Raw genomic sequence first — 26,707 nt, 5'->3', positions numbered from 1 at the left:
TCCAAAATTTCGCACGTAATTCGTTTGGGTGAAGTTTCAACAATCGCTGGAAACGTTGCAATTCCAACAGTGTGACTTCAAAATTTGAAGTAGTCGCGAGGGAATTACGTGCGACATTGATGGGGCCTGGTTGCGGTGCCTGTGGGCGGTGGCGGGTCCTGGCGCTGGGCTGCTAGCAGTAACGAGAGTGCCGGTGTGGAGGGCGCTGGGAACACCAGCGGGCGACCTGTTGTATGAGCTGTGGCACTGTTTTCCAAAATCTCGCACGTAATTCGATTGGGTGAAGTTTCAACAAGCGCTAGAAACGTTGCAATTCCAACAGTGTGACTTCAAAATTTGAAGTAGTTGCGAGGGAATTACGTGCGACATTGATGGGGCCTGGTTGTGGGGCCTGTGGGCGGCGGCGGGGCCTGGCCGGGCTTCGAGATCGATCACTCCGAGCGAAGCTCGTGTGTGGCGATCTCGCGGGCGGGCCGCCGCCCACAGGCGCAACCGGCCGGATCAAGTGGGCAGGCCTCGCGCCGCCCGAAATGTCAGTGGGTGCGCGCCGCACGGAAGTGTGGTGGCAAAGCTGCCGCACGGAAGTGTGGTGGCGAAGCTGCCGCGTGGAAGCGAGGTAGGCAGAAGCTCAGCGACCGGAGGCGTCGAAGTCGAACAGGGCCATCGAGGAGTAGATGCCCGAGGGATCGATGCGGTCCAGGCGGAAACCGGGAACGATCCACGAGGCCTCGACGGTGGCGCCGATGTCGAGCGCAAGATCGAGGGCGATATCGTCGACGTCCTGAGCAAGCGTCACGTGTGGGTGGTAGGGAAAGCGCGTCTCGTGATCGAGGGGGCCGGATCGGATCTCCTCGGCGAGATCCGTGCACGCGGAGGCGCCTTCAGCCAGCGTCATGAAGGCGACGTTCGAGATGGGACGGAAGGAATCCGTGCCAGACAATGTGATGCGGAAGGGGGCGTGGCGCGAGGCGATGGAGCGCAGGTGGTCGATGACGTCGGCGCGAGCCTCGCGTGCGACGGGGGTGGGTGGCATGAGCGTGATGTGCGCGGGGATGCGCGATCCGGCGAGGTCTCCCAGGCGCAGGCGCAGCTCGGTGAGCTGTGTGACCCACGGTTCGGGGATCGCGACGACGACGCCGAGCCAGTCCTGGCCGGGAAGTCGTTGGGGGAGGAACATGGTGCCTGTCCTGTGTCGCTGGGTGGGCCTCCCACTGTACCGGGGAGCGGGGGTGGGATAGCGCTTGAAGGTTGTGAGGGCGTTCACGTAGCCTTGAGTGAGTGAGACCAAGGAGGATCTTGTGATTGATCTCGTGTGGGCCGACGCCGCTACTCCCGATGAAGGGGCCGTGCAGGCCGCAAACCTGTTTCGTGACGCGTATGGCTGCGAGCCTCGGGGCGTGTGGAGCGCGCCCGGGCGCGTCAATATCATCGGCGAGCACGTGGACTATAACGGCGGCCCCTGCCTGCCCATTGCCCTGCCGCACCGTGCGTTTGTGGCGCTGTCGCCCCGCAGTGATCGCACGGTTCGCCTGGTGTCGACGCAGACGCGCGAGGCGATCGACGTCCTCGACCTCGACGTGATCGGTCCGAAGGGGACCCCCGGCGAGGTGGCCAACCACTGGACCGCGTACCTCGCTGGCGTCGCGTGGGCCCTCGAGCAGGCCGGATATGGCCCGCTTCCCGGCTTCGATGCTGCCCTGTGGTCGTGCGTGCCCCTGGGCGGTGGCCTCTCGTCGAGCGCCGCGCTCGAATGTGCGACGGCCGTGGCCTTGGACGAGGTCTGTGGCCTGGGGTTGGCGGGTTCGCTTGAGGATCCGAACGACGAGGGCCGCAAGGTGTTGGTCAAGGCCGCTCAGGCAGCGGAGAATCAGATCGCGGGCGCTAACACGGGTGGCCTGGATCAGACGGCGTCGCTGCGCTGCCGTCAGGGCCACGCGCTGGCCCTCGATTGCCGGGACATGTCTACACGTCAAGTTCCCTTCGACCTGAGCGCGGTCGGCCTCGAGCTTCTCGTCATCGACACGCGCGCCAAGCACTCGCTGGCGGACGGCCAGTACGGGTCGCGCCGCGCGGACTGTGAGGAGTCGGCGCGCATCCTGGGCGTGGGACAGCTCGTCGAGGTGGAGGACTTGGACGAGGCCTCGGCTGCGTTGGGCGATGATCGCCTGGTTGCGCGCACCCGCCACGTTGTCTCGGAGATCGCGCGCACGCGCGCGTTCATCGAGCTGCTGGATGAGGGGCCGCTGGAGGGCACGCGCCTGGCGGTCGCGGGCGCGCTCATGAACGACTCCCACGACTCGCTGCGAGACGACTACGAGGTGTCGTGCGAGGAGCTGGACGTGGCCGTGGAGGCGGCGCGCGTGGCGGGCGCGCACGGCGCTCGCATGACAGGCGGCGGCTTTGGTGGCAGCGCGATCGCGCTTGTCAGTGCGGACGCGGTCCTGGACATCGCTCAGGCGGTCGCGCGCGCCTATGAGATGCGCGGCTGGGAGACTCCTCACTTCATCCGAGCCCTGCCGGGTGCGCCAGCCGGGCGACTGGGCTAAAAGCACCCGACACGACCCGAGGGGCCGGTGCTTCAGCATTTGAAGCACCGGCCCCGGCCTCGTTACACTTGAGGAAGCAACGAAAACGCGGGAAGGACGCAACATGGGGATCGGCAAACGAGCATGGCAGGTGGCTGGCGCGGCGGCTGGCGGCGCGAGTCTCTTCGGCGGCGGCGTGGCGATCGGACGCCTGCTGCGCCTCGATTCCCAGCGCGGTGACTACCGCCGCTCCTGGGAGAACCACAACCTGGCCACGCTGGAGCGCCTGCGTCAGCTTGACGAACACCCCGAGGGCGAGCGCCCCTACCTGATCGTGTCGCTGGGCGACTCTTCCGTGCAGGGCATGGGCGCCTCGCGCGTCACCGAGTCCTACCCGGCGCGCCTGGCCTCCGCCATTAACGAGCAGCTGGACCGCGAGGTCCTGATGCTCAACCTCTCCCTGTCGGGCGCCACCATCGAATCCGTCGAACTGACCCAGATCCCCCAGATGCGCGGCCTGGGCCTGCTGGAGGGTCCCTACCGCCCCGACCTAGTGACCCTGACGATCGGCGGCAACGACGTCATGGCCGAAGATATGGCCCCCGGACAGTTCGAGGAGCGCCTGCGCCGCGTTCTCGCCTCTCTGCCTGCTGATGCCCTGGTTTCCACCATCCCGTCTTTCGGCATCATGCCGCAGGAAAGCCGCGCGCAGGATATGTCGGACCGCATCCGCGCCGCCGTCGAGGACTCCGACGCGCACCTGGTCGACCTGCGCTCCCTCACGCAGGAGTACTCCCTGCCGACCTACACCTTCGCCTACCACGCGGCGGACTTCTTCCACCCCAACTCGGCGGCCTACGCCAAGTGGGCCCAGCTTTTCGCCGAGGCCTGGGCGACGTCTCGACGTGAGGCAGCCCCCGTCGTCGAGGACGCCCCCCAGTGGGACATGCTCTCGGCGCGGGTGGCACAATCGGAGTATGACGACTGACGGACCGTGGCTCGTCGTCGGGTTAGGTAACCCCGGCGCGCAGTATGCCTCCACCCGACACAACGTCGGGTACTTGACCCTCGACGTGCTCGCCTCGCGCGGCGGTGCGACCCTGACCTCGCACCGCTCGCGCACGCACACCGCTGACGTTCGCCTCGGGATCGGCCCGGGCGGCGTGCCCGGCCCCCGCGTGATCCTCGCGCGCTCGGATTCCTACATGAACACCTCCGGCGGCCCGATCAGCGCGCTGGCCTCCTTCCTGAAGATTCCCCCGGCCCGCATCCTCGTCATTCACGATGACATGGACCTGCCCGCCCACACGCTGCGCATGAAGATCGGCGGGGGAGAGGGCGGCCACAACGGCCTGAAGTCGCTGACCCAGCACCTGCACACGCGCGACTATGCGCGCCTGCGCATCGGCGTGGGACGTCCGCCGGGGCGCATGGATCCCGCCGACTACGTGCTGGCCCCCGTGCCCGCCAAGGAACGACCCGACTGGGACGTGACCTTCGAGCAGGCCGCCGACGTGGTCGAAGACATCGTTACCAAGGGTTTTGCCCCCACCCAGATGGCCCTGCACACAGGGGCCTGATCGGGCCGCGCGCCCGACCGGGCGCCGCGCCACCCTCACCGCGAAAGGCAGCGCGTGCTTCTCACCGGACTCCTCCCGGACATCACCTCCGATCCCGCGATCGAGACGGCGACCGACTCCCTCGAGGTCGGCCGTTCGGGCACGATCGTCGCTCCCGTCGGCATCCGCCCGCCCCTGCTCGCGGCCGTCGCCACGCGCGCGGCCACGCCCCTCGTGGTCCTCACGGCCACCGGGCGCGACGCTGAGACGCTGACGAATGCCCTGGCCTCGTGGATCCCGGGCGTGGCGATGCTCCCCGCGTGGGAGACCCTGCCCCACGAGCGCCTCTCTCCCCAGGTCGACACGATGGCCAGGCGTATCGCCGTCCTGCGCCGCCTCGTCCACCCCATCGCCGGGGACGAGAGCGCGGGACCGATCTCGGTGCTCGTCGTGCCGATCCGCGCCTTCCTCCAGCCGATCATCTCCGGCCTGGCCGACCTCGAGCCCGTGCGCGTGCGCACCGGTGACATCCTGGACCTCACCGAGACCACGAATCGCCTGGCCGAGCTCGGCTACGAGCGCGTCGACATGGTCGAAGGCCGCGGCCAGATGAGCGTGCGCGGCGGCATCCTCGACGTCTTCCCGCCCCAGGAACCCCACCCCCTGCGCGTGGAGCTGTGGGGCGACGAAGTCGACGATATCCGCGCCTTCTCCGTCTCCGACCAGCGGACCCTCGGCGAGGCAGCCGACGGCCTGTGGGCCGTTCCCTGCCGCGAACTCCTGCTCACCCAGGCCGTGCGCGCCCGCGCCCGCGAGGCCGCCGACCGCCTGCCCGGTGCTGCCGAGATGCTGACCCTCGCCGCTGAAGGAATCGCCGCCCCCGGCATCGAATCCCTCGCCCCGATTCTGGTGAGCGGCATGCAGTCCCTCCTCGACCTGCTGCCCGCCGGGTCGCCGATCCTCGCCTCCGACCCCGAACGCATCCGCGCCCGCGCCGCCGACCTCGTGGCCACGACCGAGGAGTTCCTCGCCGCCGCGTGGAGCGCCGCCGCCGGGGGAGCCGACACCCCCCTCGAGGCCTCCAAGGCCTCGTTCCTGGACCTGGCCGACCTGTGGGGGAGCGGGACTCGCCCCTGGTGGGAGCTCACCGACCTGCCGCCCGCCGACCTCGCCTCCGCCATCGACGAGGCCGAGGCCGGGTCCGCGGGTCAGTCAGGCCCCGCACCCGTCGTCGTCTCACCCACCCTCATGCGCGTGGGAGCGCGCGACGTGCACCCCTACCGCGGCGACTTCGCCCGCGCCTGCGCCGACCTGACCGACCTGGCGCGCCAGGGCTGGCGCATCGTCGTCACCACCGAAGGCCCCGGCCCGGGACGCCGTATCCGTTCCATCCTCACCGACGCCTCGTGCCCGGCCGCGCTCGCGGACAGCGTCGAGGAGCGGCCCGACGCAGGCCTCGTGACCATTACGACCGCGCAGGCCGGCGTCGGATTCGTCGCGCCCCACCTCAAGCTCGCCGTGCTCACCGAGGGCGACCTGACCGGGCGCGTGGGCGCCTCCACGCGCGACATGCGGCGCATGCCCTCGCGCAGGCGCAAGGGCGTCGACCCCCTGACCCTGCACCCCGGGGACTACATCGTCCACGATCAGCACGGCATCGGACGCTTCATTGAGCTCGTCTCGCGTTCCATCGGGCGCGGGGACGCGGCCTCCACGCGCGACTACCTAGTCATCGAATACGCCCCCTCCAAGCGCGGACAGCCCGCCGACCGGCTCTTCGTGCCCACCGACGCCCTCGACCAGATTTCCAAGTACACCGGCTCCGACGAGCCCTCCCTGACCAAGATGGGCGGCGCCGACTGGGCCAAGACCAAGGCGCGCGCCAAGAAGGCCGTCAACGAGGTCGCCAAGGAACTCATCCGCCTGTACGCCGTGCGCCAGCAGACCAAAGGCCACGCCTTCGGTCCCGACACCCCCTGGCAGCGCGAACTCGAGGACGCCTTCCCCTACGTCGAGACACCCGACCAGCTCGTCACCATCGACGAGGTCAAGGCCGACATGGAAAAACCCGTCCCCATGGACCGCCTGCTCACGGGCGACGTCGGCTACGGCAAGACCGAAATCGCCGTGCGCGCCGCCTTCAAGGCCATCCAGGACGGCTACCAGGCCGCCGTCCTCGTGCCCACGACCCTGCTGGTCACCCAGCACGCCGAGACCTTCGCCGAGCGCTACGCGGGCTTCCCCGTGCGCATCGGCACGCTCTCGCGCTTCTCGACCCCCAAGGAAACCGAGGAGGTCAAGGCCGGGCTGGCCTCGGGCGAGGTTGACCTGGTCATCGGCACCCACGCTTTGCTGACCGGCACCGTCTCCTTCAAGAAGCTCGGCCTCGTCATCATCGACGAGGAGCAACGCTTCGGCGTCGAACACAAGGAAACCCTCAAGGCACTGCGCACCGACGTCGACGTCCTGTCCATGTCGGCCACCCCCATCCCGCGCACCCTCGAGATGGCGATCTCCGGCATCCGCGAAATGTCGATCCTCCAGACGCCGCCCGAGGAACGCCAGCCCGTCCTCACCTTCGTCGGCGCCTACACGGACGCCCAGGTCAGCGCCGCAATCCGGCGCGAGCTCCTGCGCGACGGCCAGGTCTTCTACGTGCACAACCGCGTCGATTCGATCTCCTCGGTCGCCGCCCACATCTCCGAGCTGGTGCCCGAGGCGCGCGTGCGCACCGCCCACGGCAAGATGAACGAACACCAGCTCGAGGCCGTCATCCAGGACTTCTGGAACCACGAGTTCGACGTCCTGGTCTGTACGACGATCGTCGAGACCGGCCTGGACATCTCCAACGCGAACACGCTCATCGTGGACCGTGCCGACACCTTCGGCCTGTCCCAGCTCCACCAGCTGCGCGGACGTGTCGGGCGAGGCCGCGAACGAGCCTACGCGTACTTCTTCTACCCCGGCGACAAGGCGCTGACAGAGACCGCGCACGAGCGCCTCAAGACCATCGCCGCCAACACGGAGCTGGGGGCTGGCCTGGCCGTCGCCCAGCGCGACCTCGAGATCCGAGGCGCCGGCAACCTCCTGGGAGGCGCCCAGTCCGGGCACGTTGAAGGCGTCGGATTCGACCTGTACGTGCGCATGGTCTCCGACGCGGTCGCCGCCTACCGAGGCGACGCCCCGACCGAGAAGACCGACGTGCGCATGGACCTCCAGGTCGACGCCCACATCCCCGAGGGCTACGTGCGTGGCGAACGCCTGCGCCTGGAGGTCTACGCCAAGATCGCGGCCACCTCCACCCCCGAGCAGGAAGCCGACGTGCGCGAGGAACTGGTCGACCGCTACGGCCCCATCCCGCCCCAGGTCGACCTGCTCTTCGCCGTCGCCCGCTTGCGCGAGATCGTGCGCCGCGTCGGCATCGCAGAGGTCGTTACTCAGGGCAAGTACCTGCGCGTCAGCCCCGTGGAGCTGCGCGACTCCCAGGTGATGCGCCTCAAGCGCCTGCACCCGGGAACGGTCATCAAGACGGCCGTGCGCCAGGTCCTCGTGCCCCTGCCCCTCACCACGCGCATCGGCGGATCCCCGCTGACGGACGGGCCTCTGTTGGAGTGGGTGGAGACGCTAGTGACCAAGATTCTCGTACCTTTTGGCGAGTAGTACCTGTGGTGGAATACACTGGTCCTATTGCGTTGCAAGACATCTGAGGAAGGAACGCACGTGCGCTACACACGTCAGCTCGCCACCGCCGCCCTGGTCGTGGCCGCAGGACTGGGAATGGGGGCCTGCTCGGCCCACCCGGGTGCCGCCATCGTCACGTCGTCGGGGGCTACGTACTCCAACGCGGATATTCACGAAGCCGCCAGCCAGATCAACGTTCTGGCGGGCGGACAGCAGAACTACTCCGACGGCGAGATTCGCGCCAAGCTCATGAACCAGGACGCCTACGCGGCTGGCGCCGCCGTTGCCGGGATCACCGTGACCGACGAGATGATCAATATGCTCAATCAGGACGCGGCTGCCGCCCACAACGCTGCTCCCCTCGAACTCACGCCCACGACGCGCGACGCGCTGACGGCGCTCATCCTCGAAGCGCAGCTGCGCGGGCAGATGCAGATGAACCCCGCTGCGGCCAACGCGATCAACAGTGCGATGAACGAGGCCAGTGCGGCCAGCGGCATGACGCTCAACCCGCGCTTCCCGGTCTCTTCCGTCAATGGGCAGCCGCCCCTGTTCGGAGACGCGGTTGCCGGCCCGCAGGACCCTGATCCGTCTGCGCTGATGGGTGGGGGCCAGACGGGAACCAGGACGCAGTGACGCTTGTGTGAGTATTCGCTCACACCGGGCGGGGGACTAATGTCGCTTGTCCGGCGTCGCACACAGGAGCGTTTCGCTCCAAAACATAAGACGTCGCCTCATCGGGGGTGACCACACATGGCGGTCCGTATTACCGTTGTACTGACCGCTTCCACGCAACAACATCGATTGGAGAATGACGTGGCAGTTATTGAAGGCATTGGTGCACGCGAGATCCTCGACTCGCGCGGTAACCCGACCGTCGAGGTCGAGGTCGTCCTCGAGGACGGCACCGCTGCGCGCGCGTCCGTTCCCTCCGGCGCGTCCACCGGCGCGTTCGAGGCCGTCGAGCGTCGCGACGGCGACAAGGACCGCTACCTCGGCAAGGGTGTCCAGGACGCCGTTGACGCCGTCGTCGAGCAGATCGCCCCCGAGCTCATCGGCGAGGAAGCCGACGATCAGCGCTACATCGACCAGGCCATGATTGACCTGGACGGCACCCCCAACAAGGGCAAGCTCGGCGCGAACGCCATCCTCGGCGTCTCCCTCGCCGTCGCCAAGGCCGCCGCGAAGTACGCGGACCTGCCCCTGTACAAGTACCTGGGCGGCCCCAACGCTCACGTCCTGCCCGTTCCCATGATGAACATCCTCAACGGTGGCTCCCACGCGGACTCCAACGTTGACATCCAGGAGTTCATGATCGCCCCCCTCGGCGCTCCCTCCTTCCGTGAGGCCCTGCGCTGGGGCGCCGAGGTCTACCACACGCTCAAGGGCGTCGTGAAGGACCGCGGTCTGTCCACCGGTCTGGGCGACGAGGGCGGCTTCGCCCCCAACCTGGACTCCAACGCTGAGGCCCTCGACCTGATCGTCTCCGCGATCGAGAAGGCCGGCTTCAAGCCGGGCGAGGACGTTGCCCTGGCCCTGGACGTCGCCTCCTCCGAGTTCTTCAAGGACGGCCTGTACCAGTTCGAGGGCGAAGGCCGCTCGACCGAGTACATGGTGGAGTACTACGAGAAGCTCATCTCGAACTACCCGCTGGTTTCCATCGAGGATCCGCTGGATGAGGACCAGTGGGACGCCTGGAAGGCCCTGACCTCCGAGATCGGTGGCCGCGTCCAGCTGGTTGGTGACGACCTGTTCGTCACCAACCCCGCCCGCCTGAAGAAGGGCATCGAGCTGGGCGCCGCGAACGCGCTGCTCGTCAAGGTGAACCAGATCGGTTCGCTGACCGAGACCCTCGACGCCGTCGAGGAAGCGCACCGCAACGGCTACCGTTCGATGACCTCGCACCGCTCCGGCGAGACCGAGGACACCACCATCGCCGACCTGGCCGTCGCCACCAACTCCGGCCAGATCAAGACCGGTGCTCCCGCTCGCTCCGAGCGCGTCGCCAAGTACAACCAGCTGCTGCGCATCGAGGAGCAGCTGGGCGAGGCCGCCGTGTACGCCGGCCGCTCCGCCTTCCCTCGCTTCAAGTGAGTCTAGGCAACTAGCCGCATAGCTCCGCGCGGGCCCGCAAGGGTCCGCGCGGAGTTTTTTCACGGCGTGGGGTGAGCCAAATTCGCGTTCATAGGGCACGATAGAAGAATGGCTAGTCGTCGTCCCTCCTCCCGCCCCTCCCCGCGTCGCCGCTCCTCCGCCTCGGAGGGAGCGCGGACGACGCGTGAGATCAACGCGGAAAAGTCTCGCCAGCGCAGGGCCGCGGCACAGGCGGCGAAGGAGGACGAGGCCTCGGCGCGCAAGAAGGACAAGGCCGGCAAGGCGGACCGGAAGAAGGCGGCGCGCACGACGGGGGAGAAGTCCTCGGACAGGGTGCGCCGCGACCGGCGCGCCAGGAGACGCGATTCGAAGCGCACGCCGCGCGAGAACGCCCCCGTCCTGTCGATCGGCGGCCTGGACGTCTCCACGCGCCTCGTCGTCGTCATGGTCGTCGCCGCGATCTTGTCCGTCATGCTGGTGCCCAGCCTCTACCAATGGTGGCAGCAGGAGCGCGAACTGGCTCAGATCAAGGCACAGGTGGCCGAACAGCAGAAGAAGAACGCTGACATGCAGCGCCAGCTGGACCTGTGGAGCGACCCGGACTACATCTCCACCCAGGCGCGCGAACGCCTCGGATACGTGCGCCCCGGTGAGACTCAATACACGGTCGTCGATCCCGGGCCGCAATACCAGGACTCCGCGATGGCCGCGGCCGCAGCGCCGACCGGGCCCGCGCGGCCCTGGGTGCAACAGGTCGCTATCCTTGTGGGGAAGGCGGACCAGCCGCCCACCTCGAACCCCATCCCATCGGCCGAGACGAGCCAGTCCGGCCAGGCAAACACCACCGGCCAAGAAAGCGGAGAATGAGCCTCGTTAACACTACGGACGCTACCGAAGAGGATCTGGAGGTCCTGCGCTCCCAACTGGGGCGCATCCCCCGTGGCGTCGTCGGTATCGCCGCGCGCTGCGTGTGCGGGCGCCCCACGGTCGTCGCCACTGCGCCGCGTCTGCCCGATGGTACTCCGTTCCCCACGACCTACTACCTGACGCACCCCGCCGCGGTCAAGGGGGCCTCGACGCTGGAGGCCGAGCACGTCATGGAGACCCTCAACGCCCAACTCGCCGAGGATGAGGAGCTGCGCGCCGCCTACGCGCGTGCCCACCAGGCCTACATCGACGCACGCCTGAGCCTGGGCGACGTCCCCGAGATTTCCGGCGTCAGCGCCGGCGGAATGCCCACGCGCGTCAAGTGCCTGCACGCCCTCGTCGGCCACGCCTTGGCCGCGGGCCCGGGCGTGAACCCGATCGGTGACCGCGCGCTCGCGATGCTGGCCGAGCGCGGCCTGTTCTCAACCGAGCGCTGCTCCTGCTGAACCATTCCCACACGCTAGCCCCGGCCTCGTCCGGGACGACACACGAGAAACGAAGCGATGACCCGCGTAGCTGCCATTGACTGTGGAACCAACTCGATCCGACTACTCGTCGCCGATGGACATATCGGTGAGGATGGCCGGCCTCACCTGGCCGACCTGACCCGCCAGATGCGCATCGTGCGCCTGGGACAGGGCGTGGATGCGCGCGGGTACCTCGATCCCGCCGCGATTTCGCGCGCGGTGGAGGCCACCGTCGAGTACCAGCGGATGATCGAAAAGCTTGGTGCGACGAGCATTCGTTTTGTGGCGACCTCGGCGACGCGAGACGCGTCCAACAGCGCTGAGTTCGTCCGCCAGATCAAGGCCGTCATCGGCGTCGAGCCCGAGGTTGTCGTGGGCACGCAGGAGGCGTCGCTGTCCTTCCGCGGCGCCGTGGGCGGGCTGGGCGAGTCGTTGCCCGGCCCGATGCTGGTCGTCGACATCGGCGGCGGCTCAACCGAGCTGGTCCTGGGCTCGACGAGCGTCAAGCAGGCGATTTCGATCGACATGGGCGCGGTGCGCGTCACGGAAAAGTTCTTCACGCACGTGGATCCGGCCGGTGGCGTGCCCGCGGCCGACCAGGAACGCGCGATCGCGTGGATCGATGAGCAGCTGGACATCGCGGAAAAGTCCGTGGACCTGGCGCGCGTGCGCTCCCTCGTGGGTGTCGCCGGCACGGTGACGACGCTGACCGCGCAGGCCCTGGGCCTGACCTCCTACCAGCCCGAACGCATCCACGGCGCCCGCCTGAGCGCCCCCGAGATCGACGCGGCCGTTCGCTTCATGGTGGATCAGCCGACTTCCGTGAAGGCCTCGCTGGGCTTCATGCCCGAGGGGCGCGAGGACGTCATTGCCGCCGGTGCGCTCATCTGGAGTCGCATCGTCACCCGCGTGCTTGAGCGTGCGCGGGCGGCCGGTCACCCCATCGACGAGGTCATCACCTCCGAGCACGACATCCTCGACGGCATCGCGATGTCGATGATCGACCAGGCTTGATGCGCGCCTCGGCCTCCCGTAGGCTGGTAATGCGCTTCGCCCCCGTGGCCCAATTGGCAGAGGCAACCGACTTAAAATCGGTGTGTTGTGGGTTCGAGTCCCACCGGGGGTACTGTTCGTACGCTTTGTTGACGAGGCCGTGGCTCGTAGCGCCCGCACGCCTCGTGGAAGGATGCGTTCGTTGCGCGCATAATGAAATGTTGCCCACGGCGCCTGACGCCGTGCGACACTAGAGGCATTGCATCACTGATGAAGGAGGAAATATGGCCAATCCGGTGATGAACAAGATCGTCAAGGACTGGTCGACCCAGTCGTCGACGCCCGCCGGCTATCCCACGATGCCCGGCTACCAGCCCGCTTCGCAGCAGGCACCCAACCCCTACGCGGGACAGACTCACCCGTACGCGACGCCGCCGCAGGCGGCCCCCTACTCCGCTCAGCCGACCTACGGCATGCCCCAGGAGCAGGCGTACGGCCAGCAGGGCGCCTACGGTGACCCGATGGCCTCCTACGAGGCGATGATGAACGGGCCCGCCGCCGACGCGGTGGATCGTGGGCGCATGACCTACGACGACGTCGTGGTTAAGTCCCTCATGTGCTTCGGCCTGGTTTTCGGCGGTGCGGTCGTCGGCTGGATGGCGGGGATTGTCGTTCCTGCTCTGGCGATGCTCATGGCCTTGGTTAGCTGCTTCGTGACCCTTGGCCTGGGCCTGTGGATTCGCTTCTCGCAGAAGGTGCGCCCGGCCGCGATCATCGCCTACTCGGCGATTGAGGGCTTCGTGCTGGGTGCGTTGTCCTTCGCTTTCGAGACGCTCTACCCGGGCATTGTCGTCACCGCTGTCCTGGCAACCCTCGTCGTCATCGGTGTGACGCTGGGTGCGTTCAGCTTCGGTTTCGTACGTAACTCGAACACGCTCACCCGAGTCGCGGGCATCGGCTCCTTCGCGTTCTTCATCTACTACTCGCTGAGCATTCTCCTGTCGGGCACCGGCCTGGTCGACATGACGGCCGTGCGTAACACCCCCGTGTTCGGCATCCCGCTGGGCGTCATCATTGGCCTGCTCGCCGTGTTCATCGGTGTCCTGTGCCTCGTGCGCGACTTCGACGCCGTCAAGGTTGGCGTCAACGCCGGCGTGCCCGTGAAGTACTCGTGGCTGTGCACCTTCGCGATCATGACGGACGTCATCTGGATCTACCTCGAGATCCTCAAGATCCTGTCCTACTTCATGCGCCGCGACTGACGCGCCGCACCGCATCACCGACACCCCCTTAAGGAAAGACACCATGGAAAACATCTCTGTCACGGGCGAATTCGGCCGCAAGCCCGCCCTCGCCTTCGACGGCACCCCCTCTGACGAGCTCGTCGTCGAGGTCCTGCGCGCCGGCGACGGCCAGGAGGTTGAGGCCGGCGACACGATCACCTGCCACTACTACGGTGCCGTCTTCGGCTCCGCCACCGACTTCGACAACTCCTTCGATCGCGGCGGCGCCCTGTCCTTCCAGATCGGCGTCGGCATGGTCATCCCCGGTTGGGACGAGGGCCTGGTCGGTAAGCGCGTGGGCGACCGCGTGCTGCTCTCCATTCCCGCCGAGCTCGGCTACGGCGCTCGCGGTGTTCCGCAGGCCGGTATCCCCGGCGGCGCGACCCTCGTGTTCGTCACCGACATCCTCGGCGTGAACTGATCGTCCTGCACGCGGGGGCCGACACCATCGTGTCGGCCCCCGCGTGCGTGTGCTGCGCCCCGTCTACTCCTGGGGAAGCGCCGGGCATGCCACGCCCGTGCGCGCGTGGCACTCATAGCCGCCGGGGTTCTTGAACAGATACTGCTGGTGGTAGTCCTCGGCCTGCCAGAATCGAGCGTTCGACTCGGGGGAGGGGGCCGGAGAGATCACCGTCTGGATCGGGCCGAATCCTCGCGCGCTCAACACCTCCTGGTAGGCTGCGCGCAAAGCGGTCGCGTCCTGTAGCTGGCGCTGCGTCGTCGTCCAGATTTCGGAACGATACTGGTCGCCGATGTCGTTACCCTGGCCGCCTACCTGCGTGGGGTCGTGAATCTCGAAGAACAACCGAATCAAGTCTGCCGCGCTCGTCAGTGACGTATCGAAGAGGACACGCACGACCTCGGCGTGGCCGGTCGCATGAGAACAGACCTGACGGTACGTCGGATGAGCGGTGTGCCCGCCCATGTAGCCGGTCGCCGTCGTCACGACGCCGGGAGCGTTCCACATCGCCTTCTCCACGCCCCAAAAGCACCCAGCCGCCAGGAAGATAACCTCCTGGCCAGCCCCGGCCTCGTCGCTCATCGATGACCCCAACACGGCGTGCACCGACGGGGACACCCCCGTGCGCGCCACACGAAAAAGCTCATTCATGTATGCCATTTCACCACCTGCGCCTCGCTTGCGCCTATTGAGCGCGTGAGTTCTGGAAATAGATGCGGGGACGGGTAGGCTGGGGCAGTGAGAAAAGGAGAGCCAGTGGCCACAACACCCAAACGACCTCGGTGGAACCTGTCCGACCTGATGGGGAGGGTGAGCGCGGTAATACCCGCGAAGAACTCCGCCCGCGCGACGCCCCCCGTGCATGCTTCGGCCCCCGCTCCCGTCGTCCTGTCCGTGCGTGAAGAGCGCAGCGACGAAGTTGACGCCTCCGCGCTGGTTCCGCGCAGCTTGCGAGTGGCAGCGGCTCTGTCGTGGCGCACGCTCGTCATCATCGGCCTGGTCGCCGCCTGCATGTGGGTCGGAGCGCACCTGACGCTCGTCATCATGCCGGTCGCGATCGCGCTGACCCTCGCGGTTCTGCTGGAGCCGCTCGTGTCGTGGATGCGTCGGAAACTGCACCTGCCCTCGTCCCTGGCTGCGACCGTCGGCCTGCTCATTTTCTTCGCGGTCGTCGCCGGCGCGCTGAGCCAGGCCGCCGCCGAGCTCATCCAGCAGGTGCCGCAGCTGGCGACTCAGGCCGTGCAAGGCTTCGCCGCCTTGCTCAACGCGTTGGCACACAACGACTACCTCACGAACGGTCCACTCAAGCTCGACACGGCCGTTTTGAATAACATGCTTGAGGCGCTGCGCACCGAACTCGTCACCTGGCTCGACACCAACAAGGAGACGCTGGCGACCGGTGCCATCAATATCACCTCGTCGGTGGGCACGTTGGCCACGTCGGGCCTGACGATGCTCTTCTGCCTCTTCTTCTTCCTCAAGGAAGGCCGCTCCATCTGGCTGTGGTGCGTGCGCCTGCTGCCCGCGCCCGCGCGAGTGCCCGTCCACGAAAGCGCGATCCGCGGCTGGGCGACCTTCGGTTCCTACGTGCGCACACAGATTCAGGTTGCGGCGATTGACGCCACCGGCATCGCGCTGGGCGCGTTCTTCCTGGGCGTTCCCCTGGCCATTCCGATCGGTGTCATTACGTTCTTCGCGGCGTTCGTGCCGATTCTGGGTGCGCTGACGTCGGGCGTGATCGCGGTCTTGGTGGCCGCTGTGAATGGCGGCCTGTCCAAGGCGATCATCATGCTGATCATCATCCTGGTGGTTCAGCAGGTCGAGTCGAACATCCTCCAGCCTTTCATGATGTCGAACGCAGTATCGTTGCATCCGGTTGCTGTCATGCTCGTGATCACCACAGGTTCGGCGATTGCGGGCATTGCGGGCGCGGTCTTCTCTGTGCCGATCGCGGCCTTCATCAACGCGACCGTCATGTACCTGCACGGCTACGACCCGATGCCCGAATTGGCTACGGCCCAGGACCGACCGGGCGGGCCTCCCGGAATGCTTGAGGAGCAGATCGCCGCGACGTACGCGGGTAAGGTGGACACGCGCCCCTACCACTCCAGGCTCGATATGGACGAGGCCGTGGCTGAGTCTGAGCCCGTGGTGAAGGTGCGGGTGGAGTCGGGTAAGGCCGCCTCCTCGAGCGATTCGGCCGCGGGCGAGAAGGAGACGTCGGGGGAACCCCCGACGCCGCACGTGGACGCGTGAACACGCACGTATGACGCAGGCGGGTCCCACCCTAGGGTGGGACCCGCCTGTTGCGTGAGTGGGCGAGGCAGCGTCCTGTCTCGCCGGGAGCGCGTCAGCCTTCGAAGGGCTTGGCTTCGATGATTTCGACGTCGATCATGCGGCCGGTGGGGGCTTCGAAGGAGAGCTTGTCGCCGGCCTTGTGGCCGATGACGGCCGCACCGAGAGGGGCCTGCGCGGAGAAGACCTGGATGCCCAGGTCGCCGCCGGCGTCGCGCGAACCCAGGAGGAAGGTCTGCTCGCGGCCGGCCACCAGGGCGGTGACGACCATGCCGGGCTCGACGATGCCGTCGTCGGCGGGGGTCTCGCCGACCTCGGCGTGTTCGAGCATGTCCTGGAGGGCCTGGATGCGCGTCTCGTTCATCGACTGCTCGTTGCGGGCGGCGTGGTAGCCGCCGTTCTCGCGCAGGTCGCCCTCCTGGCGGGCGGCGTCGATGAGTCGGGCAATTTCGACGCGCTTGACCTCGACGCGTTCCTTGAGCTCGTTTGCGAGCAGGTCGTACTGGGCCTGCGTGAGCCACTGAGTGTCGGCCATGGTTCCTCCATTGACGTGTGTCAGTCCACTGAGCGCCGACACGGGGGTGTCGGCGCGCACGGTGTCGAGTGTAGCAACATTGCGCGTCTCGACGTATTCAGCGCTGTCGGTGGCGCGTCAGCCGCCCAGGACCGCCAGGTAGACGGCGACGCAGTGGCAGGCCCACGCGGCGACGGTAAAAGCGTGGAAGATCTCGTGGAACCCGAACCAGGTGGGGGAGGGGTCGGGCTTCTTCAGGCCGTAGACGAGAGCGCCCACCGTGTAGAGGAGGCCGCCAGCGACGATGAGCCAGACGACGGCGGGTCCGCCCCCGGCCCATAGCTGAGGCAGGTACCAGACGGCCACCCATCCGAGCGCGACGTAGACGAGGGTGGAGAGCCAGCGCGGCGCGGTGGGCCAGAACAGGCTGAGCAAGATGCCAGCGCTCGCCCCTGCCCAGACAACGGACAGGAGGATAGTGGCATCGGAACGGTTCAGGAGGGCGATGGTGAGCGGCGTGTAGGTGCCGGCGATCAGCAGGAAGATATTGGAGTGGTCCATGCGCCTCCACGCGGTCTCCCAGCGGGGCGCCCAGTAGAAGCGGTGGTAGGTGGCGGAGACACCAAAGAGGATGAGGGAACAGGCCAGGTAGACGGCCGATCCGATCTTGGTCGGGGTCGTGGGGGCCAGGCACACCAGGACGATGGAGGCTGCCAGGGATAGGGGGGCCGCGCCCAGGTGGAGCCACCCGCGCAACTTCGGCTTGATGTGGACGAGTTGTCCGGACGCCCACTGCTTGGGCGTGAGCGATGCGATCTTCATCTCTTCACCTCATCAATTCCTTACGCCACCGTAGGTTACTACGCCGTAAGTTGACGTGGCGGGTTTGTTCTCGCACTGCGAGAGCATTTCTGTTTCCCTGTGGCCAGCGGCGCGATACCCTTAATCCCATAAGCGTACGCCGCGCGCCGCGCCGACACTAAGGAGAGACGACATGGGCCAGTGGAACATGCTCTACGACATGTATGAGCGTCGCCTCAAAGCCGAGCTGTCCGACGCGGCAGTACCCAAGCACGTGGGAGTCATCCTCGACGGGAACCGCCGCTGGGCCAAGTCGCTGGGCGCGACCGCCTCGCAGGGGCACCGCGCGGGAGCCGGCAAGATCGCCGAGTTCCTCCAGTGGTCCGAGGACGCGGGCGTCTCCATCGTGACGCTGTGGCTGCTGTCCACCGACAATCTCTCGCGCGACGCGGGTGAGCTGGGTGAGCTGCTGCGCATCATCTGCGAGGCCGTGTCCCTCCTGGCCGACCAGGGGCGCTGGAAGCTGGCGGTCGTCGGTGATCTGTCCCTGCTGCCCGAGAAGGTGGGCGAGGACCTGCGTTCTTCCGTCGCGCGCACCGCGGACGTGCAGGGGATGACCGTCAATATCGCGGTGGGCTACGGCGGCCGACACGAGATCACCGAGGCCGTCCGCGCCATGATGCGCGAGGCCTCCGCCCAGGGCCGCACCCTCGACGAGCTCGCCGACTCCTTCACGGACGCTGACATCACCGCCCACGTGTACACGAAGGACCAGCCCGACCCCGACCTCGTCATCCGAACCTCGGGGGAGCAGCGCCTGTCCGGTTTCATGCTGTGGCAGTCCGTGCACTCCGAGTACTACTTCTGTGAGGTCTACTGGCCCGACTTCCGTCGCGTGGATTTCCTGCGCGCCCTGCGCTCCTATGCCCAGCGCGAGCGCCGCATGGGCAAGTAGGCCCGCGCCACATCGCGCGCACGCACACACTGAACGAGGCCGGACCCCGCTGTGGGGACCGGCCTCGCTCGCGTTGGTGGGGGGAGTCGCCTCAGGACAGTTCGTGCGCCCAGGGCGGGTTCGCGCCCTTGCGTGACACGGTCACGTCGGAGACGGCGCTGGCGCGGTCGATGATGGCGCGGACCTGCTCCTCGGACAGGGAACGCAGAGCCTCGCGCGCGTCGGCGCCGCGCAGGCCCATGCCCCACATGGCGTCGATGATGCCGCCCATGAACGAGTCGCCCGCGCCAACAGTGTCGACGACCTCGACGTTGCCCGGGGTCTTCGTGACACGCAGGCCCGAGGCCGTGGCGATGTCGCTCCCGTGCTTGCCTCGCGTGACGACCACGAGCGAGGGCCCCATGCCGAGCCAACGATCCACGACCTCGTCGATGGGGGCACCGCCCGTCAGCCACTCGATGTCCTCATCCGACACCTTGACGACGTCCGCCAGCGCGATGAAACGCTCGAGGGAGGCGAGGGCCGCCTCGGGTTCGCCCATGATCGAGGGGCGCGCGTTCGGGTCGAAGCACACGAGCGCGTGCTCGCGGCCGCTGGCCAGCGCGTCAAGAACGGCGGAGGCGCCCGGCTCGATGATCGCCGAAATCGAGCCCGCCTCGATGATCTGAGCGGTAGGCGGAACGGTGATTGGTGGAGCCGGCGCCCACTCCAGGTCGAAGGTGTAGGAGGCAGCCCCCGACTCGTCCAGGCGTGCCAGCGCCGTCGACGTGTGCGAGGCACCGCGCGAGGCCCCGGTGACATGCACGCCGGAATCGTACATGTGGAAGTCGATGAGGCGGCCGCGCTCGTCCAGACCGATCCAGGTCGCCAGCGCCACCGGGCGGCCGAGGCGACCCAGCGTCAGGGCGACGTTCGCGGGAGAGCCACCTGGGACCTCAACGGGGAAGTCAGGCTGCTCGTACGTGATGACGACGTCGATGAGCGCCTCGCCGATCGCGAGAATGTGGGGTCCAGATTGCACCGTCATGGTGTCTCCTCGCCTGCGTGTGAGCGGATCTACAGAATGTAGACTAGCGCGCTTCGGGGGTCGGGGGCGTCGCGAGTCCAGAAAGACGCGCCTGCGCACCGTCCAGGATCTGGGAACAGCGCGCCGCCAGTGCCTCGCCGCGCTCCCAGAGTGACAGCGTGTCCTCGAGCGGTGCCTGCCCGCCCTCGAGGGTCTGGACGATGCGCACCAATTCGTCGCGCGCTGCCTCGTATCCGAGGGACTGAGGATCGGGCAGCTGATCATTCGCGGTCATTGTGTTCTTCCTTACCTTGGGTGATTGGTGGGACGAGGCTGGGGCGCAGGTCCCGGGTTACGAATCGGCGGGCGGGGTCGGATTGGTGGCGCCCACCACCTGGGCGACCATGCGGCCAGAGGCGAGGATTCCCTCAATGAGGTCGCCCTTCTTGACCTGCGCCGAGGAAGTGATGAGCTGGCCCGATGGCGTCTTGAGCAGCGCGTAGCCGCGGTCCAGCGTCGCCTGCGGGGACAGGGCGGTGAGCGTGGCGCGTGCACGGGTCAGGCTCTGGCGCTCCGACGCCAGGCGGCGCTCGACCGCCGTGCGCAGCGCGGTCACGCGCTGATCGAGGGCGCTGCGGTGCCCGTCGACGATGGCCCCCGGCCCCTGGAGCACCGGCCGCGACGTCAGGAGCGACAAGTGAGAGCGCTCCGCCATGAGGCGACCGGCCAACGCCCCACGCATGCGGGAGACGGCTTGCGTGACGCCGTCGCCCTCGCGGGCGCGGTCCGGGACGATGCGGCGAGCCGCGTCCGTCGGCGTCGAGGCGCGGTAGTCGGCGACCAAGTCCAGCAGGGGAGAATCGCCCTCGTGGCCGATCGCAGAGACGACGGGGGTGCGTGCGTCCGCGACGGCGCGCACGAGGCGCTCGTCGGAGAAAGGAAGCAGGTCCTCAACCGCGCCGCCGCCGCGCGCGATGACGATGACGTCTACGTCCTCCATGGCGTCCAGCTCAAGGAGCGCGCGGCCCACCTCGGGCACGCAGTGGTCTCCCTGCACGGCGACCTCGCGGATCTCGAAGCGCGCGGTGGGCCACCGGTCCGATGCGTTGACGACCACGTCGTCCTTCGCCTTCGCATTGCGGCCGCAGATCAGCCCGATCGTGCGCGGCAGGAAGGGGAGGGGCTTCTTGCGGGCGTCCGCAAACAGGCCCTCTGCGGCCAGGCGGGCGCGCAGCGCCTCAATCTGGGCGAGCAGGTCGCCCACACCCTGGAGGTGAATCTCGGCGGCCTGAAGGTTCAGGCGACCCGAACGCTCCCAAAACACGGGCTTGACGCGCGTCACCACGCGCGCGCCCTCCGTCAGAGGCGTGGAATCCATGACGCCCGCCCACGCGGTCACCGTCATCGACGTGTCCGTGTCCAGGTCGCGCAGCGTCAAAAAGTGCATTCTCGCGCCCGGGCGCACCTTGTACTCGACGACCTGGCCCTCCACCCACAGGGGGCTCATGCGGTCCACATACACCTTGATGTTCTCCGTCAGCCTGCGCAGCGGCCACGGGTTATCCCGCGTCGTGTCGGCGGCCTTCGCGGCGGGCGGCTGCGCAGGAGCAGTGCCGGAAGCGGGCCCGGCTGCGGGCGAGGAGGGAGAGTAAGGCGAGGTCACTCACACAGGATGCCACACGCCGCCCCCATCTGCGCCGCTGCCCCAACGCGTGTGGGCAGACGACAACGCGGGCGCGCCCCGGCCTCGTCAATAGAGGTGCCGATGTGGGATTTCCGCGCCCACGCGCACGGTCAGCGCCCCGGGCGATAGGGTTGACGCATGAATGAAAACGTCGACCTGCGCGCCAGCGCCGAGTCCCCCCTGCCCGAGGCCCACGGCGAAGGTAACGGCCGTATCCTCCTGGCCGCCCCCCGCGGATACTGCGCCGGCGTGGACCGCGCCGTCGACGTCGTCGAAAAGGCCCTCGAGCTGTACGGCGCGCCCGTCTACGTGCGCAAGGAGATCGTCCACAACAAGTTCGTCGTCGAGTCGCTGACCAAGCGCGGCGCGATCTTCGTCCAGGAGACCGACGAGGTGCCCGAGGGCGCCCGCGTCGTCTTCTCCGCGCACGGCGTCTCCCCGGCCGTCCACGAGGCCGCCGCCACCCGCCACCTCGCCACGATCGACGCGACCTGCCCGCTCGTGACCAAGGTGCACCGCGAGGCCGTGCGCTTCGCGAAGGAAGACTACGACATCATCCTGGTGGGCCATCAGGGCCACGAGGAGGTTGAGGGCACCTTCGGCGAGGCACCCGACCACATCCAGGTCGTGGGCACCCCCGACGAGGTCGATGGCGTCGTCGTGCGCGACCCCTCGCGCGTCGTGTGGATCTCCCAGACCACGCTCTCCGTCGACGAGACCCGCGAGACCGTGGACCGTCTGCGCCAGCGATTCCCGCAGCTCATCGACCCGCCGTCGGACGACATCTGCTATGCCACCCAGAACCGCCAGGGCGCCGTGAAATTCATCGCGCCCCAGGTGGACGTCATGGTCGTCGTCGGCTCGGCCAACTCCTCGAACTCCGTGCGCCTCGTCGAGGTCGCGCTCGAGGCCGGGGCGGGGTCCGCGTACCGCGTCGACAAGGCGGAGGAACTCGATGAGTCCTGGTTCGAAGGTGCCCGCACCGTCGGGCTCACCTCCGGTGCGTCCGTTCCCGAAATCCTCGTGCGCGACGTCATCGAATGGCTGCAGGAGCGCGGATTCCCCACCGTCGAGGTGGCCCGCACCGAAACCGAATCGACGACCTTCGCGCTTCCCCGTGACCTGCGCGCCGACCTCAAGAAGGCCGGCATGGCGCCTGCGCGCCCCCACGCGCCCCGCGTGGCAGGGCCCGACCACACCAGCTGAGACCGCCGCGTGCGCGCGTCTGACACTGCGGTAAGCTTGCTGTGAGGGGCGGGGCTCCGCTGATTGTCAAGCGAACGTGGAGGTTTGCGCATGGATCCCATCGAACGAGTGAGCGACGCCGTCGCCGCCCTGGTAGGGCGCGACCTGACGCTCGAGGACGCGCACCAGTTCCTCCTGGATGCCGCGAAGCTGGTGGCACCCGCTCGTCCCGTCATCGTCGGCGGAGGCACATGCGGCAGCGAGGTGCGCTGGCGCCTCGGCGAGCGCACCCTGGCGATCAGCGGGGGACACGAACCCGAGACACCCCTCGTGTCGGTGAGCTTCGTCAACGCCGAGCACGCCGACGACGAGGAATTCCGCGACTTCAAGTGGGGCCTCATGCAAGACGTGCCCTTCCACTGGACGATCCTCACAGGCCCCGCAGAACCCGGGGACATCTGGACCAAGCAGTGCGCATGCCTGTGCTACAACTGGGATCTCTTCGACGAGGTCTTCGATCCCGTCTTCCAGGCCTTGCCCCACGATCTGGTGAAGCTCCCGCCCGCCTGGCGCCCCCAGATCATCTACCAGTGGGACATGAGCGTGACCTCCCTGGGCGTCATCACGGTGCGCGCCACCGTCGACGGGGTCCAGATCTCCTCCGACGCAACCGGCGACTGTGTCACCCTGCCCCCGGGATTCCCAATGGGAATCGGCCGCATCCTCGCGGGCCTGGCAGGAGGAGTACCCCTGCGCGACGTCCGCTTCCTGGAATCCCGCGGATTCGCCGCCGGCCCCACGAGCCTGACGGGGCGCGAAACCCCTGATCTTCTGGAACAGATCGCGTGGATGGAGCAGCACAACTGGGACGAGTTCGCCCCCGACAACGAGCACAACAAACGCCCCGCCCTCACCTTCGACGACCTGCGTACGGCGGTTGCACTGGCCGAGGCTGACGCTGATGAGAAACCCAGGCCTCGTACCACGCGAGACAACGCCAGCCCCATGCGCGCCGGCCTGACTACCCAACACCTGCAATGGATCGCCCAGCAGTGGCTCGGCGGTGCGCCCGTCTCTGATCTCCTGACGCGCGAGCTCGGCGGGACGCCCGGCACCTACCTCAACCAACAGGCGATCGTCGGCACCGATTGGGTGGCCTACCAGCCCGAACACAACGGCGAGTGGGCCATCATCGTCTCGCCCGCCGAAGGGGAGACGTGGACTGACGACCAGGCGCTCGCGGGCGCAGCCTGGGAGCTGAGCGGCGCGCTGAAGGCCATGGTTGGAGCGCCCTTCGCGGGCCAGACGACCAGCCATTTCGTCTACACCCGATTCTTCGCAGCAGGGGAGCGGGCGCTGGCCGTCGACACCCTCCTCGGGCTGCGACTTCGGCTCGGGACCTTCGAGGAAATGAAGGCCTTCTACCCCCGCGCGTCGGCGTAGCACGCCACTCCCGCTCCTCCCTTTCCCACTCGTCCCTTTCCCGCTCGTCCCTCTTCCTGCCTCCCCGCGCGACCGCCTCCCGCGCGCCCGCGCGCCCCGTGTGGCAGGGCCCGACCACACCAGCTGAGACCGCCGCGTGCGCGCGTCTGACACTGCGGTAAGCTTGCTGTGAGGGGCGGGGCTCCGCTGATTGTCAAGTGAACGTGGAGGTTTGCGCATGGATCCCATCGAACGAGTGAGCGACGCCGTCGCCGCCCTGGTAGGGCGCGACATGACGCGCGAGGATTGCCACCAGTTCATCTTGGAGGCCGCGCAGATGATGGAGCCGGTCAAACCGATCATCATTGGCGGGTCTGAGCAGGAGGAGACACACATTCGGTGGCGCACCCCTGATCGTTCCCTGCGTCTGTCGGTCCGAGGGACGACCATCCACTCGTCGTTTGGCGATACCAGGCTCGTCGAAAACGATGAATACTACAACCTGGAGTCGGAGGAACCCGAGTACAAGCCCTACCGGTGGATGATTGCGCTCGGGCCCGAGATTCAGGAAATCGACATCAGGTCGAAGCCGTGCACCATGTGCTCGTGCTGGGACCAGTTCGACGCGGAGTTCGACCGTTCCATGTCCGACCTGGTCGACGGGCTGGACATGATGCCGCCGCAGTGGCGCCCGCAGATCCGTTACCAGTGGGATCTGCGCGTCTCCGGCCTCGGTGTTCTCACCGCGTCGGTGAGCGCCGACGGCGTGGAGCTGGCCAGCGACGCGACCGGGGAGACGGTTCTTCTTCCCCCGGGCTTCCCCCTCGGCTTCGGGAGGGTGCTCGCCGGGCTGGCGGGCGGCGCGCGCCTGCGCGACGTGCCCATGCTGGCTTCCGGTGGTCTTGCAGTCACGCCCCTGAGCCCGAACGGTTCGGAGAGCCCCGAGGAGATCGAGGAGTTCGACTGGTTCGAGGAGGAGAACGAGCAGGGGTACGCGCCCGATTCTCAGGAGAATCGTCGGCCCGCCCTTACGTTCGCGCAGCTGCGGGACCTCGCCGCCCAGGTCGCGTCCCCGGAGCCGTCCGCGGGTTCCCGTGACGAGGTGGAGACCGTTCCTATGCGCACCGGCCTGGCCTTCGGTCAGGTGTGCGGCATCGTGGACCAGTGGGCGAGGGGCGTGCCCGTGCGTGACGTTCTTGTCGCCAATGGGGGCGTTGCGGGGCAGTTTGACGGCCGCGATGTCTCTTTGGTCGGCGACGGCTGGATCGCGCAGGAGAAGGCATCACGGGGAGAGTGGGTGCTCACCATTTCGCCGACTCCCGCTCGCACGCGCGTTGAGCCGCGCGCGGGGGCGGCTGCCGCCTGGCAGCTATGTCAGACGATGACGCAGATGTTCGGTGCCGCGCGCTTCGGCGAGACTGAGGGCGATGCTGTCTATTCGAGGCTCTATGCGCTCGGTGAGCGCGGCGTGAGGGTCAGGAAGTCTGATGATGTGACGATCACCTTCGGTGACTTCTTACAGCTGGCGCCCGTCGAATTCGCGCAGTGAGCCGAGCGCCCCGCGCGTCGGCGTGACGTGGCGCGTGGGAGCAACGCCGCCGGGCCCGCTCCGATAGGATGGGGGCGTGTCTCTTACTATCGGTATCGCCGGACTGCCCAACGTTGGCAAGTCCACCCTGTTCAACGCCCTGACCCGCGCGACCGTGCTCGCCGCGAACTACCCCTTCGCGACCATCGAGCCCAACGTCGGCGTCGTCCCCCTGCCCGACCCGCGCCTGAACAAGCTCGCGGAGATCTTCGGCTCCCAGCGCATCCTGCCCGCCACCGTGTCCTTCGTGGACATCGCCGGCATCGTGCGCGGCGCCTCCGAGGGTGAGGGCCTGGGTAACCAGTTCCTCGCCAACATCCGCGAGGCCGACGCGATCTGCCAGGTCACGCGTGCCTTCTCCGACCCCGACGTCGTGCACGTCGACGGCAAGGTGGACCCGGCCTCGGACATTGAGACCATCAAGACCGAGCTGATCCTCGCCGACATGCAGACGATCGAGAAGCAGATTCCGCGCCTCGAGAAGGAGGTGCGCGGCAAGAAGACCGAGCCGATCGTCCTTGAGACCGCGCGGGCGGCCCTCGACCTGCTGGAGCGCGGCGAGCTGCTGTCCGGCCCCGAGGGCGCCAAGCTGGACCAGGACGCGCTGCGTTCCTTCCAGCTCATGACCTCCAAGCCCTTCATCTTCGTGTTCAACATGGACGCCGCCGAGATGGACAACGAGGAGATGAAGGACGAGCTGCGCGCCCTCGTCGCGCCCGCCGAGGCCATCTTCCTGGACGCCCAGTTCGAAGCCGAGCTGGTCGAACTGGACGACGAGGATGCCCGCGAGATGCTCGCCGAATCCGGCCAGGATGAGTCCGGCCTGGACAAGCTGGCCCGCGTCGGCTTCGACACCCTCGGCCTGCAGACATACCTCACCGCCGGCGAGAAGGAAGCGCGCGCCTGGACGATCCACAAGGGCGACACCGCCCCCAAGGCCGCCGGCGTCATCCACACGGACTTCGAGAAGGGCTTCATCAAGGCCGAGGTCGTCTCCTACGACGACCTGGTCGAGGCCGGCTCCATGGCCGCCGCGAAGGCCGCCGGCAAGGTCCGCATGGAAGGCAAGGACTACGTCATGCACGACGGTGACGTCGTGGAGTTCCGCTTCAACGTCTGAGTTTACTTCTACGAGGCAGTGGCCGGGTCGCGCGAGGGCGTGGCCCGGCTTCGCTGTTGGTGCGGTGTTGTCACCGGTCTCCTGTCCCAAACCGCAGTCCACTTCGGTAAAAATTCCCGAAAATGGCCCGATTTGGGCGAAGTGGACT

General features: G+C 67.6%; 24 protein-coding genes and 1 tRNA gene. 18 read left to right on the top strand and 7 right to left on the bottom strand.

Going from position 1 to position 26,707, the window contains the following annotated elements; all coding sequences use genetic code 11:
- Nucleotides 1-628: 628 nt before the first annotated feature.
- Entirely contained in the window at nucleotides 629-1,177 is a 549-nt protein-coding gene (locus O3669_RS01205) for a 2'-5' RNA ligase family protein (protein ID WP_315282726.1), read from the bottom strand.
- A gap of 121 nt (nucleotides 1,178-1,298) precedes the next feature.
- On the opposite strand from O3669_RS01205, the gene galK reads away from it, so the two are divergent.
- The 12 genes from galK to O3669_RS01145 all read left to right on the top strand — a co-directional run bounded on the left by galK (nucleotide 1,299) and on the right by O3669_RS01145 (nucleotide 13,950).
- Nucleotides 1,299-2,546, top strand: a complete 1,248-nt coding sequence (gene galK, locus O3669_RS01200) for a galactokinase (protein WP_371523323.1) — start codon at nucleotides 1,299-1,301, stop codon at nucleotides 2,544-2,546.
- Between the two features lie 103 nt (nucleotides 2,547-2,649).
- Entirely contained in the window at nucleotides 2,650-3,513 is an 864-nt protein-coding gene (locus O3669_RS01195; protein WP_295917624.1) for an SGNH/GDSL hydrolase family protein, read from the top strand.
- Nucleotides 3,503-4,105 (top strand): aminoacyl-tRNA hydrolase, encoded by a 603-nt coding sequence (gene pth / locus O3669_RS01190; RefSeq protein WP_371523322.1) that lies wholly within the window; start codon nucleotides 3,503-3,505, stop codon nucleotides 4,103-4,105. Before O3669_RS01195 ends, pth begins: the two co-directional genes overlap by 11 nt.
- 54 nt (nucleotides 4,106-4,159) lie before the next feature.
- Nucleotides 4,160-7,744, top strand: a complete 3,585-nt coding sequence (mfd, locus tag O3669_RS01185) for a transcription-repair coupling factor (protein WP_371523321.1) — start codon at nucleotides 4,160-4,162, stop codon at nucleotides 7,742-7,744.
- Nucleotides 7,745-7,804: 60 nt separating this feature from the next.
- The gene (locus tag O3669_RS01180; protein WP_371523318.1) at nucleotides 7,805-8,401 is read left to right on the top strand and encodes a hypothetical protein; all 597 of its coding nucleotides are present in this window, start codon (nucleotides 7,805-7,807) and stop codon (nucleotides 8,399-8,401) included.
- A gap of 180 nt (nucleotides 8,402-8,581) precedes the next feature.
- A complete protein-coding gene (gene eno, locus O3669_RS01175; protein WP_295917616.1) occupies nucleotides 8,582-9,859 on the top strand; it encodes a phosphopyruvate hydratase in 1,278 nt (425 codons plus the stop codon).
- A 108-nt stretch (nucleotides 9,860-9,967) separates the two neighbouring features.
- Nucleotides 9,968-10,726: a septum formation initiator family protein gene (locus O3669_RS01170; RefSeq protein WP_371523317.1), complete on the top strand. Its 759-nt coding sequence runs from the start codon at nucleotides 9,968-9,970 to the stop codon at nucleotides 10,724-10,726.
- Nucleotides 10,723-11,232 carry a DUF501 domain-containing protein gene (locus O3669_RS01165; RefSeq protein ID WP_295917611.1) on the top strand — a complete coding sequence of 170 codons (510 nt, stop codon included), beginning with the start codon at nucleotides 10,723-10,725 and terminating at the stop codon, nucleotides 11,230-11,232. The genes O3669_RS01170 and O3669_RS01165 overlap by 4 nt, the downstream gene beginning before the upstream one ends.
- A 57-nt stretch (nucleotides 11,233-11,289) precedes the next feature.
- Nucleotides 11,290-12,267, top strand: coding sequence for a Ppx/GppA phosphatase family protein (locus O3669_RS01160; protein WP_295968922.1), 978 nt, complete (start codon nucleotides 11,290-11,292; stop codon nucleotides 12,265-12,267).
- Nucleotides 12,268-12,305: 38 nt separating this feature from the next.
- Nucleotides 12,306-12,379, top strand: a tRNA-Leu gene (locus O3669_RS01155).
- Between the two features lie 151 nt (nucleotides 12,380-12,530).
- The gene (locus O3669_RS01150) at nucleotides 12,531-13,508 is read left to right on the top strand and encodes a Bax inhibitor-1/YccA family protein (protein ID WP_314768023.1); all 978 of its coding nucleotides are present in this window, start codon (nucleotides 12,531-12,533) and stop codon (nucleotides 13,506-13,508) included.
- Between the two features lie 43 nt (nucleotides 13,509-13,551).
- Entirely contained in the window at nucleotides 13,552-13,950 is a 399-nt protein-coding gene (locus O3669_RS01145) for an FKBP-type peptidyl-prolyl cis-trans isomerase (RefSeq protein WP_295968918.1), read from the top strand.
- Nucleotides 13,951-14,013: 63 nt separating this feature from the next.
- Here O3669_RS01145 and msrA read toward each other — a convergent pair whose 3' ends face one another.
- On the bottom strand, nucleotides 14,014-14,640 hold the full coding sequence (msrA, locus tag O3669_RS01140) for a peptide-methionine (S)-S-oxide reductase MsrA (RefSeq protein WP_371523406.1): 627 nt from the start codon (nucleotides 14,638-14,640) through the stop codon (nucleotides 14,014-14,016).
- Nucleotides 14,641-14,745: 105 nt separating this feature from the next.
- Here msrA and O3669_RS01135 point away from each other — a divergent pair, with 105 nt between their 5' ends.
- Complete coding sequence (locus O3669_RS01135) at nucleotides 14,746-16,245, top strand: AI-2E family transporter (protein WP_371523316.1); 1,500 nt, start codon at nucleotides 14,746-14,748, stop codon at nucleotides 16,243-16,245.
- A 94-nt stretch (nucleotides 16,246-16,339) separates the two neighbouring features.
- On the opposite strand, the gene greA is transcribed toward O3669_RS01135, so the two are convergent.
- Together greA and O3669_RS01125 are read right to left on the bottom strand one after the other, a co-directional pair.
- Entirely contained in the window at nucleotides 16,340-16,819 is a 480-nt protein-coding gene (gene greA, locus O3669_RS01130; protein ID WP_295917690.1) for a transcription elongation factor GreA, read from the bottom strand.
- 117 nt (nucleotides 16,820-16,936) lie between these two features.
- Nucleotides 16,937-17,620 carry a hemolysin III family protein gene (locus O3669_RS01125; protein ID WP_315282747.1) on the bottom strand — a complete coding sequence of 228 codons (684 nt, stop codon included), beginning with the start codon at nucleotides 17,618-17,620 and terminating at the stop codon, nucleotides 16,937-16,939.
- Between the two features lie 172 nt (nucleotides 17,621-17,792).
- Here O3669_RS01125 and O3669_RS01120 point away from each other — a divergent pair, with 172 nt between their 5' ends.
- On the top strand, nucleotides 17,793-18,554 hold the full coding sequence (locus tag O3669_RS01120; protein ID WP_295917598.1) for an isoprenyl transferase: 762 nt from the start codon (nucleotides 17,793-17,795) through the stop codon (nucleotides 18,552-18,554).
- A gap of 91 nt (nucleotides 18,555-18,645) precedes the next feature.
- Here the strand turns inward: O3669_RS01120 and O3669_RS01115 are convergent, their stop codons facing one another.
- Genes O3669_RS01115 through xseA form a run of 3 tightly spaced genes read right to left on the bottom strand, consistent with a single transcriptional unit; the run spans nucleotide 18,646 to nucleotide 21,082 of the window.
- Nucleotides 18,646-19,581: a carbohydrate kinase gene (locus tag O3669_RS01115; protein ID WP_371523314.1), complete on the bottom strand. Its 936-nt coding sequence runs from the start codon at nucleotides 19,579-19,581 to the stop codon at nucleotides 18,646-18,648.
- A 43-nt stretch (nucleotides 19,582-19,624) separates the two neighbouring features.
- A complete protein-coding gene (locus O3669_RS01110) occupies nucleotides 19,625-19,855 on the bottom strand; it encodes an exodeoxyribonuclease VII small subunit (RefSeq protein ID WP_295917593.1) in 231 nt (76 codons plus the stop codon).
- A 57-nt stretch (nucleotides 19,856-19,912) separates the two neighbouring features.
- Nucleotides 19,913-21,082, bottom strand: coding sequence for an exodeoxyribonuclease VII large subunit (gene xseA, locus O3669_RS01105; RefSeq protein ID WP_371523405.1), 1,170 nt, complete (start codon nucleotides 21,080-21,082; stop codon nucleotides 19,913-19,915).
- Between the two features lie 300 nt (nucleotides 21,083-21,382).
- On the opposite strand from xseA, the gene O3669_RS01100 reads away from it, so the two are divergent.
- The 4 genes from O3669_RS01100 to ychF all read left to right on the top strand — a co-directional run bounded on the left by O3669_RS01100 (nucleotide 21,383) and on the right by ychF (nucleotide 26,559).
- On the top strand, nucleotides 21,383-22,450 hold the full coding sequence (locus O3669_RS01100; protein ID WP_371523313.1) for a 4-hydroxy-3-methylbut-2-enyl diphosphate reductase: 1,068 nt from the start codon (nucleotides 21,383-21,385) through the stop codon (nucleotides 22,448-22,450).
- A 90-nt stretch (nucleotides 22,451-22,540) separates the two neighbouring features.
- A complete protein-coding gene (locus O3669_RS01095; RefSeq protein ID WP_371523312.1) occupies nucleotides 22,541-23,872 on the top strand; it encodes a hypothetical protein in 1,332 nt (443 codons plus the stop codon).
- Between the two features lie 217 nt (nucleotides 23,873-24,089).
- On the top strand, nucleotides 24,090-25,400 hold the full coding sequence (locus tag O3669_RS01090) for a hypothetical protein (protein ID WP_371523311.1): 1,311 nt from the start codon (nucleotides 24,090-24,092) through the stop codon (nucleotides 25,398-25,400).
- Between the two features lie 76 nt (nucleotides 25,401-25,476).
- Entirely contained in the window at nucleotides 25,477-26,559 is a 1,083-nt protein-coding gene (gene ychF, locus O3669_RS01085) for a redox-regulated ATPase YchF (RefSeq protein WP_315293996.1), read from the top strand.
- The last annotated feature ends 148 nt before the right edge of the window (nucleotides 26,560-26,707 follow it).

Source organism: Pauljensenia sp. 20925_1_34 (assembly GCF_041432775.1).
Classification (GTDB): Bacteria; Actinomycetota; Actinomycetes; order Actinomycetales; family Actinomycetaceae; genus Pauljensenia.
Note: the sequence above shows the minus strand (reverse complement) of the source record. Positions and strands in the feature narration are given on the sequence as shown.

What these genes read in the sequence shown, in the direction of transcription:
- O3669_RS01205 (WP_315282726.1), bottom strand. Translation starts at nt 1,177, where the DNA reads ATGTTCCTCCCCCAACGACTTCCCGGCCAGGACTGGCTCGGCGTCGTC.
- O3669_RS01195 (WP_295917624.1), top strand. Translation starts at nt 2,650, where the DNA reads ATGGGGATCGGCAAACGAGCATGGCAGGTGGCTGGCGCGGCGGCTGGC.
- pth (WP_371523322.1), top strand. Translation starts at nt 3,503, where the DNA reads ATGACGACTGACGGACCGTGGCTCGTCGTCGGGTTAGGTAACCCCGGC.
- O3669_RS01170 (WP_371523317.1), top strand. Translation starts at nt 9,968, where the DNA reads ATGGCTAGTCGTCGTCCCTCCTCCCGCCCCTCCCCGCGTCGCCGCTCC.
- O3669_RS01165 (WP_295917611.1), top strand. Translation starts at nt 10,723, where the DNA reads ATGAGCCTCGTTAACACTACGGACGCTACCGAAGAGGATCTGGAGGTC.
- O3669_RS01160 (WP_295968922.1), top strand. Translation starts at nt 11,290, where the DNA reads ATGACCCGCGTAGCTGCCATTGACTGTGGAACCAACTCGATCCGACTA.
- O3669_RS01150 (WP_314768023.1), top strand. Translation starts at nt 12,531, where the DNA reads ATGGCCAATCCGGTGATGAACAAGATCGTCAAGGACTGGTCGACCCAG.
- O3669_RS01145 (WP_295968918.1), top strand. Translation starts at nt 13,552, where the DNA reads ATGGAAAACATCTCTGTCACGGGCGAATTCGGCCGCAAGCCCGCCCTC.
- msrA (WP_371523406.1), bottom strand. Translation starts at nt 14,640, where the DNA reads ATGAATGAGCTTTTTCGTGTGGCGCGCACGGGGGTGTCCCCGTCGGTG.
- greA (WP_295917690.1), bottom strand. Translation starts at nt 16,819, where the DNA reads ATGGCCGACACTCAGTGGCTCACGCAGGCCCAGTACGACCTGCTCGCA.
- O3669_RS01125 (WP_315282747.1), bottom strand. Translation starts at nt 17,620, where the DNA reads ATGAAGATCGCATCGCTCACGCCCAAGCAGTGGGCGTCCGGACAACTC.
- O3669_RS01120 (WP_295917598.1), top strand. Translation starts at nt 17,793, where the DNA reads ATGGGCCAGTGGAACATGCTCTACGACATGTATGAGCGTCGCCTCAAA.
- O3669_RS01115 (WP_371523314.1), bottom strand. Translation starts at nt 19,581, where the DNA reads ATGACGGTGCAATCTGGACCCCACATTCTCGCGATCGGCGAGGCGCTC.
- O3669_RS01110 (WP_295917593.1), bottom strand. Translation starts at nt 19,855, where the DNA reads ATGACCGCGAATGATCAGCTGCCCGATCCTCAGTCCCTCGGATACGAG.
- O3669_RS01100 (WP_371523313.1), top strand. Translation starts at nt 21,383, where the DNA reads ATGAATGAAAACGTCGACCTGCGCGCCAGCGCCGAGTCCCCCCTGCCC.
- O3669_RS01095 (WP_371523312.1), top strand. Translation starts at nt 22,541, where the DNA reads ATGGATCCCATCGAACGAGTGAGCGACGCCGTCGCCGCCCTGGTAGGG.
- O3669_RS01090 (WP_371523311.1), top strand. Translation starts at nt 24,090, where the DNA reads ATGGATCCCATCGAACGAGTGAGCGACGCCGTCGCCGCCCTGGTAGGG.